This is a genomic window from Citrobacter sp. RHB20-C16, from assembly GCF_013890155.1.
In the GTDB taxonomy this organism is placed as follows: domain Bacteria; phylum Pseudomonadota; class Gammaproteobacteria; order Enterobacterales; family Enterobacteriaceae; genus Citrobacter_A; species Citrobacter_A amalonaticus.
In genome coordinates this window covers 2,624,049-2,637,561 of sequence record NZ_CP057630.1, presented here as the reverse complement: position 1 = coordinate 2,637,561, position 13,513 = coordinate 2,624,049, and the positions used below count along the sequence as shown (strand labels likewise).

The window sequence follows — 13,513 nt, the reverse complement described above, 5'->3', positions numbered from 1 at the left end:
AATATGCGCAATCAGGGGGTGAGACGCGCTAAATCTGATGTTTTTTGAGCAATGCGCGCAACTGGTGATAGGTCAGCCCGAGTAATTCCGCCGCCCGTTTCTGATTAAATTTTGCCTGTTCCAGACTGGTTTGCAGCAGCTCTTTCTCCTGTTGCTGCTGAAACGCACGTAAATCGAGGGGCAGCGAAGGACCCGTTGCTGCAGTTTCAGCGGCAGGGGACGTTGGCGCGTGGCGTTTAAATGGGTCGATCACAATCTCATCCAGCGGCGTTTCGCTGGTGCCATGCCGGTATACCGAACGTTCGACCACGTTTTTTAATTCGCGGATATTTCCCGGCCAGGCGTAGTTAAGCAGCGTCTCTCTGGCATACGCTGTAAATCCGGGGAACAGCGGCAGACGAATTTCCCGGCACATCTGAATAGCAAAGTGTTCTGCCATGAGCATGATATCCGCCTGACGTTCGCGCAGCGGCGGCAGTTGCACCACGTCGAACGCCAGTCGGTCAAGCAAATCTGCCCGGAAGGATCCTTCGTTAACCATCGACGGAAGATCCGCATTGGTCGCACAAACCAGACGGACGTTTACCTGTAATGGCTGACTGCCGCCGACGCGCTCGAGCTCGCCGTACTCAATCACTCTGAGCAGCTTTTCCTGTACCAGCATTGGGGCCGTGGCGAGTTCATCCAGGAACAGCGTGCCGCCGTCGGCCCGTTCAAAACGTCCGGGATGGCGCTTTTGCGCACCGGTAAACGCCCCGGCTTCATGACCGAACAGTTCACTATCGAGCAGGTTTTCATTCAGCGCCGCGCAGTTAAGCGAAATAAACGGCCCCTGCCAACGAGAGGAGAGATAATGCAGACGGTTGGCAATCAGTTCCTTACCGGTACCGCGCTCGCCGATAATCAGTACCGGTTTGTCCAGCGGTGCGAGGCGGGAAACCTGCTCCAGTACCTCCAGAAAGCTGTTGGCTTCCCCTAACAAATTATCTTTGTATTCTGCCATGATGAATTTCACCACATGTTAGTGTATTTCACCACTTTACTCTGTTTTCTCGTCGAGGTAAAACCGTACATCTCAATATAAATCAATAAATTAAAAAGTTGGCACGCGGATTGTATTAGAGAATCAGCAGGGCATCGCCCGACATCAGAAAAATGTGAGGATAGAATTATGGGTATTTTTTCTCGTTTCGCCGACATCGTGAATGCCAACATCAACGCACTGCTCGAGAAAGCGGAAGATCCGCAGAAGCTGGTTCGTCTGATGATTCAGGAAATGGAAGATACGCTGGTTGAAGTGCGTTCCAATTCGGCACGTGCGCTGGCGGAAAAGAAACAGTTATCACGCCGCATCGAACAGGCGACGGCTCAGCAGGCAGAGTGGCAGGAGAAAGCGGAGCTTGCGCTGCGTAAAGAGAAGGACGATCTGGCCCGCGCCGCGCTGATCGAAAAACAGAAGTTGACCGATCTGATTGGCAATCTGGAGCATGAAGTGACGCTGGTGGACGATACGCTCACGCGCATGAAAAAAGAGATTGGCGAGCTGGAGAACAAACTCAGCGAAACCCGTGCCCGTCAGCAGGCGCTGACGTTGCGCCATCAGGCCGCCAGCTCATCCCGTGACGTGCGTCGTCAACTGGACAGCGGTAAGCTGGATGAAGCGATGGCGCGCTTTGAATCTTTCGAGCGTCGCATCGACCACATGGAAGCGGAAGCTGAAAGCCACAACTTTGGCAAACAGAAAACGTTGGATCAGCAGTTTGCCGACCTGAAAGCGGATGATGAAATCAGCGAACAACTGGCGCAACTGAAAGCCAAAATGCAGCAAGACAAGCAATAATAATACCTGGCGGCGCTCGAACGCGCCGCCGCTCATCACCTGTAAGGAGACCTCATGAGCGCGCTATTTCTGGCCATTCCGTTAACCATCTTCGTGCTGTTTGTGTTACCGATTTGGCTATGGCTGCATTACAGCAACCGTTCCAGTCGCGGAGAATTATCGCAAAGCGAACAGCAACGTTTAGTTCAGTTGACCGATGACGCGCAGCGCATGCGTGAACGTATTCAGGCGCTGGAAGATATTCTCGATGCGGAACATCCGAACTGGAGGGATCGCTAATGGGCGGTATTGATCTGAACAAAAAATTATGGCGTATTCCGCAGCAGGGCATGCTGCGAGGCGTGTGCGCAGGGATCGCGCAGTATCTGGATGTGCCGGTAAAACTGGTGCGTATTTTAGTGGTGTTGTCGATCTTCTTCGGGCTGGCCTTTTTTACCCTGGTCGTCTACATCATTCTGGCATTTGTGCTTGATCCGATGCCGGATAACCTTGCCGCAGGCGAGCAGCAACCGTCCAGCGGTGAGCTATTGGATATCGTCGATAAAGAACTGGCGGCGGGGGAGAAACGCTTACGTGAAATGGAGCGTTATGTCACCTCGGACACGTTTACTTTGCGTAGCCGTTTCCGTCAATTGTAAGTCATTAAGAGAGCTGAGATGAATAATCGCTGGCTACGCGCCGGGCAAAAGGTAAAACCCGGTATGAAAATAGCAGGTAAGCTGGTGCTTCTGACTGCGCTACGCTACGGCCCCGCGGGTGTCGCAGGGTGGGCAGTAAAATCCGTCGCCCGTCGTCCGCTAAAAATGTTGCTGGCGCTGGCTCTGGAACCGTTTTTAAGCCGTATGGCGGCGAAAATTTCAAAACGTTATTCTGGAAGTTAATTTCCATTGCCTTCTTTTTAACAATTAAATCACATCCTGGTTATTAATTTGCGGCAGCTCACAAATCGATTGTTGAGCTGCTAAAATTCTATTAATTCCTGCTTTTAACCTCTTTCACTGCATTGACAGTTAATTTCCTCGAGAGTAGTCTTTTTTGTCATGGGACCGCTACCACGGAAAAACAAAGTGAACCGAAAAATTAAGGAATGCCTCAGCGCCGTCTATGGCGATACATGGACAGGGCTTCACGATGGGTCATTAAAAATGCGCATGGAAAGGGCGCGTAAGATTATTAATAAAAAGCGTAAACCTCATTGGGATGAAAGTGATGTGGTGCTCATTACGTATGCCGATCAATTTCATAGCGAGAAAGAAAAACCGCTGCCAACCTTTAATCAGTTCTGGATGCGCTGGTTTTCCTCGGTATTCTCACATGTTCACCTTTTGCCATTTTACCCCTGGTCATCAGATGATGGTTTTTCGGTTATTGATTACTATCAGGTGTCTCCCGAAGCCGGCGAGTGGAATGATATTCGTGAGTTAAACCGCTCCTGTTGTTTGATGTTTGATTTTGTTTGCAATCATATGTCAGCAAAAAGTGACTGGTTTGAACGTTATTTGCGGCAAGCTCCTGGATACGAAAACTTTTTTATTGAGATGGACCCAGAGACTGATTTACATGCCGTAACGCGTCCACGGGCATTGCCGTTATTAACACCGTTTACCATGCAGGATAAATCCGTTCGTTATTTATGGACGACATTTAGCGAAGACCAGGTTGATCTCAACTACAGTAACCCGGACGTGCTACTTGCCATGATTGACGTACTGCTGACCTACCTGGAACACGGAGCCGATTATGTACGTCTGGACGCCGTTGGCTACATGTGGAAAACGCCGGGTACGACCTGCATTCATCTGGAAAAAACGCATCAACTGATCAAGTTATTTCGCGCGATAGCAGATGAGGTTGCCCCCGGCACGGTCATCATTACTGAGACCAATGTCCCGCACAAAGACAATGTTTCCTATCTGGGTAACGGGCATGACGAAGCACATATGGTTTATCAGTTCTCTTTGCCGCCACTTGTCCTGCACTCCCTGCATCGCCAGGATTGCCGGGTGCTGTGCCAATGGGCGCAGTCGTTATCATTACCTTCGACAGAGACCACCTGGTTCAACTTTCTGGCTTCGCATGATGGCATTGGATTGAATCCACTGCGCGGGCTGTTAGCGGAAGACGATATTCTGACACTGGTGACGGATCTGCAGAAAGAAGGGGCCTTAGTGAACTGGAAAAATAATCCAGATGGCACCCGGAGTCCGTATGAATTAAATGTGACCTGGATGGATGCGTTAGGCCATCAGGATGACAGCGATGAAGAACGCCTTGCCAAATTTATTCTCACCCATGTTCTGCTATTAACCTTCCCTGGCGTTCCTGCGATTTATATTCAGAGCATTCTGGGGTCGCGCAATGACTACGAAGGCGTCGAAAAACACGGTTATAACCGGGCTATTAACCGAAAAAAATATGAGCAAAAATCAATTGAACAGGAATTGATGACTGAAGGTTCTCTTCGTCATGAGATTTATCAGGCGTTGTCCCGATTAATTGTTATTCGCAGGGGTAATAAGGCGTTTCATCCCGAGAGCATGTTTGATATTCGCTGTCTGACACCTTCTGTTCTGCGGATTATTCGCTCGACCGATGAACATGAAAAAATCAATGCACTTTTTAATTTTAGCGATCGCCAACAAATCATTGATGCCAGTATTTATACAGGCGTTGATTTAATTAGCGGAGTGAGTGTTTCCGGAGAGACATTAACACTGCAACCCTGGCAGGTTATGTGGATTAAAAAATAAAAAGGAATATCTGATGATCAAAACTAAAATGGTGCTGTTATCAGCACTGGTTTCCTGCGCCCTGATTTCTGGTTGTAAGGATGATAAACCCGCCCATGTTTCAATTGAGTTTATGCACTCTTCTGTGGAACAGGAGCGCCAGGCCGTTATTACCACGCTGATTAAACGCTTTGAAAAAGCGAACCCGGATATCAGTGTTAAACAGGTTCCAGTTGAAGAAGATGCCTATAACACCAAAGTTATTACGCTGGCGAGAAGCGGGTCGCTACCGGAAGTGATCGAAACCAGTCATGACTATGCCAAGGTCATGGATAAAGAGCAGTTAATCGATCGGGATGCGGTGGCGAACGTCATTCAGAAGGTCGGGGAAGATATCTTCTACGATGGCGTATTGCGCATCGTTCGTACCGAAGATGGCAGCGCGTGGACAGGGGTTCCGGTGAGCGCCTGGATCGGCGGTATCTGGTATCGCAAAGACATCCTTGCTCAGGCGGGACTGGATGAACCGAAAAACTGGGAAACGCTGCTTGCCGCTGCGCGAAAACTCTATGATCCGGCGCATAAAAAATATGGCATTGCCCTGCCGACCGCAGAAAGCGTGCTGACGGAGCAATCATTCTCGCAGTTTGCCTTATCCAATAATGCCAACGTCTTTGATGCCCAGGGCCACATCACGTTCAACACGCCTGAAATGAATCAGGCGTTGGGATATTACCGCGATCTGGCCGCCACCACGATGCCGGGCTCTAACGACATCATGGAGGTGAAAGATGCCTTTATGAATGGTACTGCGCCGATGGCGATTTATTCCACCTACATTCTCCCCGCGATAATTAAAGAAGGGGATCCCCAGAACGTGGGCTTTGTGGTTCCGACCGAAAAGACAGCGGCCGTTTATGGCATGTTGACCTCACTGACGATCACGAATGGGCAAAAAGAAGAGGAGACGGCGGCAGCCGAGAAGTTTGTCGCGTTTATGGAACAGGCAGACAACATCGCTGACTGGGTGATGATGTCGCCGGGCGCTGCGTTGCCGGTCAATAAGGAGGTCGTAAAAACCCAAACCTGGCAAAACAACAGCGTGATTAAAGCGTTAGGTGAACTCCCGGCACAACTCATTGCTGAGCTACCGAATATTCAGGTTTTTGGCGCGGTAGGGGATAAGAACTTCACCCGTATGGGGGACGTCACCGGTTCCGGCGTGATAAGCACGACGGTACATAACGTGACGGTAGGCAAAGCCGATCTCCCGACAACGCTTCAGAAAAGCCAGCAAAAACTGGATGCCCTGGTAGGGCAGCGTTGATGGGTAAGAGGAACGTCGTTATGGCCCGATTATTCTCCGGTCGCTCCGATATGCCCTTTGCGATGCTATTGCTGGCACCCAGTTTGATTCTGTTGGGTGGCCTCGTGGCATGGCCGATGCTATCGAATATTGAAATCAGCTTTCTGCGCCTGCCGCTGAATCCGCGTATCAACGCCACATTTGTTGGGGTCGCGAATTACGTTCGCATCCTTTCCGATCCGGATTTCTGGCATTCGTTGTGGATGACGGTCTGGTATACCGCGCTGGTGGTGACGGGCAGTACCGTGCTCGGACTCGGGGTGGCGATGTTCTTTAATCGCGAGTTCCGGTTACGCAAGACGGCGCGCTCACTGGTGATTCTCTCTTATGTCACGCCGTCTATCTCGCTGGTCTTTGCCTGGAAGTACATGTTCAACAGCGGATACGGCATCGTGAACTATCTGGGAGTCGATCTGCTGCATTTGTACGATCAGGCCCCCTTGTGGTTCGACAATCCCGGTAGCAGTTTCGTGCTGGTGGTGCTGTTTGCCATCTGGCGCTATTTCCCGTACGCCTTTATTTCGTTTCTGGCAATTTTGCAGACCATCGATAAATCGCTCTATGAAGCAGCCGAAATGGATGGCGCGAATGCCTGGCAGCGTTTTCGTATCGTCACGCTGCCCGCCATTATGCCGGTCCTGGCGACGGTGGTTACCCTGCGTACCATCTGGATGTTTTATATGTTTGCCGATGTGTACCTGCTGACGACAAAGGTCGACATTCTCGGGGTGTATCTCTACAAAACAGCGTTTGCTTTTAATGATTTAGGTAAAGCTGCAGCCATTTCCGTCGTGCTTTTTATCATTATTTTCGCCGTCATTTTACTGACCAGAAATAGGGTGAACCTCAATGGCAACAAATAAACGCAGACTCGGACGCGTGGGCTTTTATTGTGGCCTGATTGTGTTTTTGATCATCACATTGTTTCCCTTTTTTGTGATGTTAATGACGTCGTTCAAAAGCGCGAAAGAAGCGATTTCATTGCACCCGACATTGCTGCCGCAAGAGTGGACGCTTGAGCATTACATCGACATTTTTAATCCACTGATTTTTCCGTTTATTGATTACTTTCGTAACAGCCTGCTGGTCTCCGTTGCGTCATCGGTGGTGGCGGTATTCCTGGGCACGCTCGGTGCCTACGCGCTGTCCCGACTGCGTTTTAAAGGGCGGATGACCATCAATGCCAGTTTTTACACCGTCTACATGTTCTCCGGCATTTTGCTGGTGGTCCCGCTGTTCAAAATCATTACCGCGCTGGGCATTTACGACACAGAAATGGCGTTGATTGTCACCATGGTCACCCAGACGTTGCCGACCGCCGTATTCATGCTGAAAAGTTATTTCGACACGATTCCGGATGAGATTGAAGAAGCGGCGATGATGGATGGGCTGAATCGCCTGCAAATCATCTTTCGTATTACCGTGCCGCTGGCGATGTCCGGACTGGTATCGGTTTTTGTCTACTGCTTTATGGTGGCCTGGAACGATTATCTGTTCGCCTCGATCTTTCTTTCCAGCGCCAGCAATTTCACGTTGCCGGTGGGCCTGAACACCCTGTTCAGTACGCCGGATTATATCTGGGGGCGGATGATGGCGGCGTCGCTGGTGACGGCATTACCGGTTGTCATTATGTATGCACTTTCGGAACGGTTTATTAAGAGTGGTTTGACCGCGGGTGGCGTGAAGGGCTAAAGCGGCCAGTTTAAACAAGGAGTGGTAAATGAAGAAGTTAGTCGCAACAGAACCGCGCGTCGCGGCGCTGGTAGAGTATGACGATCGCGCTGTCATGGCGAATGAGGTGAAAATTCGCGTGCGGTTTGGCGCACCGAAACACGGTACGGAAGTGGTGGATTTTCGCGCCGCCAGTCCGTTTATTGATGAAGATTTTAATAGCGAATGGCAAATGTTTACGCCACGTGCGAAAGACGCGCCGCGCGGTATTGAGTTTGGTAAGTTCCAGCTCGGCAATATGGTCGTTGGCGACATTATCGAGTGCGGGAGCGACGTCACTGACTATGCCATTGGTGATAGCGTCTGTGGTTACGCCCCTTTAGCCGAAACGGTCATTATTAACGGCGTCAATAACTACAAACTCCGCAAGATGCCGCAGGGGGCGAGCTGGAAAAACGCGGTGTGCTACGACCCGGCTCAGTTTGCGATGAGCGGCGTGCGTGATGCCAACGTGCGGGTAGGTGATTTCGTCGTCATCGTTGGTCTTGGCGCGATTGGGCAGATAGCTGTCCAGTTGGCAAAGAAAGCTGGCGCGTCGGTAGTCATTGGCATCGATCCGATCGCCCATCGTTGTGATATCGCTCGCCGCCACGGCGCGGATTTCTGCCTGAATCCGATGGGTACTGATGTCGGTAAAGAGATCAAAATGCTGACCGGTAAGCAGGGGGCGGATGTCATCATCGAAACCAGCGGCTATGCCGACGCGTTGCAGTCCGCGCTACGTGGGCTGGCTTATGGCGGCACTATCTCTTATGTCGCGTTTGCCAAACCCTTTGCCGAAGGTTTCAATCTCGGGCGCGAAGCCCATTTCAATAACGCCAGAATTGTCTTCTCGCGCGCGTGCAGCGAGCCGAACCCGGACTATCCGCGCTGGAGTCGCAAACGTATTGAGGAGACCTGCTGGGAACTGCTGATGAATGGTTATCTTAACTGTGAGGATCTTATCGACCCGGTGGTGACCTTTGCGGCTAGCCCGGAAAGCTATATGCAGTATGTCGACAGACATCCGGAACAGAGCATCAAAATGGGCGTCACATTTTAAGCGTAAAGGAAGACGAGCAATGAAAATCGGCACACAGAATCAGGCATTTTTTCCGGAAAATATTCTGGAGAAGTTTCGCTGTATCAAAGAGATGGGTTTTGATGGCTTTGAGATCGACGGCAAATTGCTGGTTAATCACCTTGATGAAGTCAAGGCTGCCATTAAAGAAACGGGCCTGCCAGTCACGACCGCCTGCGGTGGTTATGATGGCTGGATCGGCGATTTCATCGAAGAGCGTCGTCTGAACGGATTACAGCAGATCGAACGCATTCTTGAAGCGCTGGCGGAAGTGGGTGGGCAGGGCATCATTGTGCCTGCGGCATGGGGAATGTTTACCTTCCGTCTACCGCCAATGACCTCGCCGCGCAGTCTGGCTGGCGATCGCAAAGCAGTTAGCGACTCGCTACGTTACCTTGACAGTGTGGCAGCACGTACCGGTACCACCGTCTATCTCGAGCCGCTTAACCGTTATCAGGATCATATGATCAACACGCTGGCGGATGCGCGTCGGTACATTGTGGAAAACAATCTGAAGCACGTACAGATCATCGGCGATTTCTACCACATGAATATCGAAGAAGAAGATATGGCGAAGGCGCTGCACGATAACCGCGATCTGCTGGGACATGTGCATATCGCGGATAATCATCGCTATCAACCGGGCAGCGGCAGCCTGAACTTCAGCATGCTGTTTGATCAGTTGCGCGAAGATAACTATCAGGGCTACGTGGTGTATGAAGGGCGGGTGCGGGCAGAAAATCTGTCGGAAGCCTACCGTCAGTCATTGGCCTGGTTGCGTACCTGCTAAGAGGTTGCCGTGAAAAGTGCAATGACTCGTTCTCCGCTTCGCGTTGCCATCATTGGCGCCGGACAGGTAGCGGATAAAGTTCATGCTTCGTACTACTGCACCCGCGAAGATCTGGAACTGGTGGCTGTCTGTGACAGCCGCCGTTCTCAGGCGCAAACGCTGGCAGATAAATACGGCAATGCGCAGGTCTGGGACGATCCGCAGGCGATGCTTCAGAAGGTAAAGCCCGATATCGTCAGCATCTGTTCACCGAATCGTTTTCATTACCAGCATACTTTGCTGGCACTGGAGGCCGGTTGTCACGTGATGTGTGAGAAACCGCCAGCGATGACCCCGGATCAGGCGCTGGAGATGCGTAATACCGCGCGTCGTATGGGTAAAGTACTGGCCTATGATTTCCATCATCGGTTCGCGCTGGATACGCAGTTACTGCGTGAGCATGTCATGGCGGGCGTTCTTGGTGAAATCTACGTGACCAACGCCAGAGCGCTGCGTCGTTGCGGCGTTCCCGGATGGGGGGTTTTTACCAATAAAGCGCTGCAGGGCGGCGGGCCGCTGATCGATCTTGGTATTCACATGCTGGATGCCGCGATGTATGTACTGGGGTTCCCAATGGTGAAACGGGTCTGGGCCCACAGTTTTCAGAAAATTGGCACACAGAAAAATTGTGGCCAGTTCGGTGAGTGGGATCCGACGACCTATACCGTAGAGGATTCTCTGTTTGGCACCGTCGAGTTCCACAACGGCAGCATTCTGCGTCTTGAAACCTCCTTTGCGTTGAATATCCCCGAACAATCCATCATGAATGTGAATTTTTGTGGTGACAAAGCGGGGGCAACGCTGTTCCCGGCGCAGGTCTATACCGATAAGGGCGGCGAACTGGAGACGCTATTTGCCCGTGAATGTGCAGACGATCAGCGTCATTTTCGCAGTATGGAAGCTTTCGTGAATCATGTTCGCGGTGAGCCGGTCACTATCGCGGACGCCGAACAGGGATGGCTGATCCAGCAACTGGTGGCGGCGCTGTATCAGTCTGCAGAAACAGGGATGTGTGTTGAATTATGAGCAAGCCAGTTACGTTATCCGAATCGGGTTTTTGTCCGCACAGCCTGAATAAATATGCCTCACTACTGGCGACAGGCAATGGTTACCTGGGGTGTCGCGCCAGCCACGAAGAAGCTTATACTCATCAAACGCGTGGGATGTATCTGGCCGGGTTGTATCACCGGTCCGGGAAGGGGGAAATCAATGAACGGGTGAACCTTCCGGACGTTATTGGCGTCGACATCTTCCTGAATGGTGAGCTTTTCTCGTTGCTCAGCGGAACTCTCGAAAGCTGGCAGCGACAGATCGACTTCGCTACCGGCGAGTTAACGCGTTCGCTGATCTGGCGTGCGCCTGACGGGGCGCGTTTTGCCATTGAGAGTCGACGCTTTGTATCAGCAGAGCAATTGCCACTCCTGGCGATGACGTTGTCGATTACCCCGCTCGACAGCGATGCCTTAATTGCGTTATCGACCGGCATTGACGCGACAATCACCAACCATGGTCGCCAGCATCTGGATGAAACGCAGTTGCGGGTGTTCGGACAACATCTCCTGCAAGGGATTTACACCACTCAGGATGGTCGAAGTCATGTCGCTGTTTCCACACATTGCCGCGTCAACGGTGATGCGCAGTCCTGCTTTACGGCAAAAGAACGGCGGCTGATGCAGCACACCAGCTCGTTGATGAAAGCAGGGGAATGCCTGACGCTGGAAAAACTCACATGGGTGGACTGGTCCACAGAGTGCGATGTCTCACTGGAAAGCTGGGGGCAAAAGGGGATTCTGCACCTGAATGCCTGCGTGGGGCTGGGTTATGACGCGTTACTGGCGCAATCCGCCGCCAACTGGCAGCGCTGGTGGCAGCATTGTCGAGTAGAAGTGAATAGCGTAAACGCAGACGATCAGCGTGCGCTGGACTTCGCCCTGTATCATTTACGGATTATGACACCTGCCCATGATGAGCGTTGTAGCATCGGCGCGAAGGGGATGACCGGTGAAGGTTATAAAGGACACGTTTTCTGGGATACCGAAGTCTTTCTGCTTCCTTTTCATCTGCTCACTTACCCTGACGTCGCGCGGAATTTGTTGCGCTACCGTTGGCATAATCTGGCCGGGGCGCGGGAAAAAGCGCGAATAAACGGCTGGCAGGGGGCGCTGTTTCCATGGGAAAGCGCGCGCAGCGGTGATGAAGAGACGCCGGAGTTCGCGGCGATCAACATTCGAACCGGATTACGTCAGAAGGTGGCTTCTGCGCAGGCGGAACATCATCTGGTGGCCGATATTGCCTGGGCCGTTGTGGCGTACTGGCAGGTCACAGGCGATGAGCAATTTATGTCCCATGAAGGACTAACGCTTCTACTGGAAACGGCACGGTTCTGGCTGAGTCGTACAACGGAAGTGAAGGGGCGACTTGAGATCCATGATATCATTGGCCCGGATGAATACACCGAACACGTGAATAATAACGCCTTCACTAACTATATGGCGTATTACAACGTCGAGCAGGCACTGCATTTTGCCCGTCGCTATGGTTGCACGGACGACGCGTTTATTCATCGTGCCGAGCATTTTCTCCAGTTCTTATGGCGACCAGAGGTTCTGGCAGATGGCATTTTACCGCAGGATGATACGTTTCTCAGCAAACCGGCTATTGATCTGAGCGCGTACAAGACAACGGCGGGCAAGCAGACGATCCTGTTGGATTACTCGCGGGCGGAAGTCAATGAACTGCAAATTCTGAAGCAAGCGGATGTGGTGATGCTGACCTATATGCTCCCGGAGTTGTTCACAGCGGAAGTTTGCCTCAACAATCTCCATTTCTACGAAGCGCGCACCATACATGACTCCTCTTTAAGTAAAGCGATTCACGGGATCGTAGCGGCACGCTGTGGCAACCCAGAACAGGGTTATCAGTTCTGGCATGAAGGCGCGCAGATCGATCTTGGCGACGATCCGCACAGTTGCGACGACGGCATCCACGCGGCGGCAACGGGGGCCATCTGGCTGGGGGCGATTCAGGGATTTGCGGGGCTGAGCGTACGTAACGGTGCACTGCACCTCGACCCGGCGCTGCCAGAGGGATGGAAAAAACTGATGTTCCCTCTGTACTGGCAGGGAAGCGAGATGATGATTTCGCTCAGCAAAAGTCACGTGACGATAAGCAGTTCACGACCGGTTACGCTGTGGCTTAATGCAAAACCAATCGTTATTGATGGTGAATACAAACTCGCATTTCCTGACATGATTTTGCCTGTTTTTGGGACCGCTACCACGGAAAGGGGAAAAGAATGAAACCACAGGCAATAGTGTTTGATCTTGATGGGGTCATTACCGATACGGCACATCTGCATTTTCTTGCCTGGCGAGAGGTGGCTGCTGAATTGGGAATCGTGATTGATGAGGTGTTCAACGATCGCCTGAAAGGGATCAGTCGTGGTGAGTCGCTGCTGCGTATTTTGCGTCACGGTGGAAAAGAAGGGGTATTCACCCAGGCGGAACGGGAGCAGATCGCCGCGCGTAAAAATGCGCTTTATGTTGACTCGCTGCGCTCACTGACGCCGGAGGCGGTACTGCCGGGAATTAAGGAACTGCTGACTACGCTGCGTACGGAACAGATAAAAACCGGACTGGCGTCAGTGTCACTGAATGCGCCCGCGATCTTACAGGCGTTGCAAATGACATCGTTATTCGATTTTTGCGCCAATGCCGCGCTGATCCGCCGTTCTAAACCGGATCCGGAGATTTTTCTCGCGGCGTGCAACGGTCTGCACGTTAATCCACGGGCATGTATTGGAATAGAGGATGCGCAGGCGGGGATTGAGGCGATTAACGCCAGTGGAATGCGTTCGGTGGGTATTGGATCCACCTTAACCGACGCAGATTTGCTACTTCCGACAACGGAATTTTTGACGTGGCCGCGCTTATCGGCTTTCTGGCAACTCGACAAGTAA

The 13,513-nt window shown here is 51.8% G+C and carries 14 protein-coding genes; 13 read left to right on the top strand and 1 reads right to left on the bottom strand.

Translation table 11 applies throughout. From position 1 onward, the window contains the following. Positions 1-28 precede the first annotated feature (28 nt). Positions 29-1,003, bottom strand: coding sequence for a phage shock protein operon transcriptional activator (gene pspF, locus HVX64_RS12625; RefSeq protein WP_044257740.1), 975 nt, complete (start codon positions 1,001-1,003; stop codon positions 29-31). Positions 1,004-1,171: 168 nt separating this feature from the next. On the opposite strand from pspF, the gene pspA reads away from it, so the two are divergent. From pspA to pgmB, 13 genes are all read left to right on the top strand, one after another. Further along, the gene (pspA, locus tag HVX64_RS12620) at positions 1,172-1,840 is read left to right on the top strand and encodes a phage shock protein PspA (protein ID WP_043000554.1); all 669 of its coding nucleotides are present in this window, start codon (positions 1,172-1,174) and stop codon (positions 1,838-1,840) included. Between the two features lie 54 nt (positions 1,841-1,894). Beyond that, positions 1,895-2,119, top strand: coding sequence for an envelope stress response membrane protein PspB (pspB, locus tag HVX64_RS12615; RefSeq protein WP_042318763.1), 225 nt, complete (start codon positions 1,895-1,897; stop codon positions 2,117-2,119). Further along, on the top strand, positions 2,119-2,478 hold the full coding sequence (gene pspC / locus HVX64_RS12610) for an envelope stress response membrane protein PspC (RefSeq protein ID WP_043000555.1): 360 nt from the start codon (positions 2,119-2,121) through the stop codon (positions 2,476-2,478). The genes pspB and pspC overlap by 1 nt, the downstream gene beginning before the upstream one ends. A gap of 18 nt (positions 2,479-2,496) precedes the next feature. Then, positions 2,497-2,721, top strand: coding sequence for a phage shock protein PspD (gene pspD, locus HVX64_RS12605; protein WP_044257743.1), 225 nt, complete (start codon positions 2,497-2,499; stop codon positions 2,719-2,721). 159 nt (positions 2,722-2,880) lie between these two features. Further along, positions 2,881-4,590 (top strand): sugar phosphorylase, encoded by a 1,710-nt coding sequence (locus HVX64_RS12600; protein ID WP_275943504.1) that lies wholly within the window; start codon positions 2,881-2,883, stop codon positions 4,588-4,590. A 13-nt stretch (positions 4,591-4,603) separates the two neighbouring features. Beyond that, positions 4,604-5,896, top strand: coding sequence for an ABC transporter substrate-binding protein (locus HVX64_RS12595; protein ID WP_044257746.1), 1,293 nt, complete (start codon positions 4,604-4,606; stop codon positions 5,894-5,896). Positions 5,897-5,916: 20 nt separating this feature from the next. Beyond that, on the top strand, positions 5,917-6,798 hold the full coding sequence (locus HVX64_RS12590; RefSeq protein ID WP_043000559.1) for a sugar ABC transporter permease: 882 nt from the start codon (positions 5,917-5,919) through the stop codon (positions 6,796-6,798). Then, positions 6,785-7,627: a carbohydrate ABC transporter permease gene (locus tag HVX64_RS12585; protein ID WP_109740279.1), complete on the top strand. Its 843-nt coding sequence runs from the start codon at positions 6,785-6,787 to the stop codon at positions 7,625-7,627. Before HVX64_RS12590 ends, HVX64_RS12585 begins: the two co-directional genes overlap by 14 nt. Before the next feature lie 28 nt (positions 7,628-7,655). After that, complete coding sequence (locus tag HVX64_RS12580) at positions 7,656-8,708, top strand: zinc-binding alcohol dehydrogenase (RefSeq protein WP_044327764.1); 1,053 nt, start codon at positions 7,656-7,658, stop codon at positions 8,706-8,708. Between the two features lie 19 nt (positions 8,709-8,727). Beyond that, on the top strand, positions 8,728-9,516 hold the full coding sequence (locus HVX64_RS12575) for a sugar phosphate isomerase/epimerase (RefSeq protein ID WP_181825024.1): 789 nt from the start codon (positions 8,728-8,730) through the stop codon (positions 9,514-9,516). A 9-nt stretch (positions 9,517-9,525) separates the two neighbouring features. Continuing rightward, complete coding sequence (locus HVX64_RS12570) at positions 9,526-10,581, top strand: Gfo/Idh/MocA family oxidoreductase (protein ID WP_181825023.1); 1,056 nt, start codon at positions 9,526-9,528, stop codon at positions 10,579-10,581. Further along, positions 10,578-12,854: a glycoside hydrolase family 65 protein gene (locus tag HVX64_RS12565; protein ID WP_044257754.1), complete on the top strand. Its 2,277-nt coding sequence runs from the start codon at positions 10,578-10,580 to the stop codon at positions 12,852-12,854. Before HVX64_RS12570 ends, HVX64_RS12565 begins: the two co-directional genes overlap by 4 nt. After that, positions 12,851-13,513 (top strand): beta-phosphoglucomutase, encoded by a 663-nt coding sequence (pgmB, locus tag HVX64_RS12560; protein ID WP_181825022.1) that lies wholly within the window; start codon positions 12,851-12,853, stop codon positions 13,511-13,513. Before HVX64_RS12565 ends, pgmB begins: the two co-directional genes overlap by 4 nt.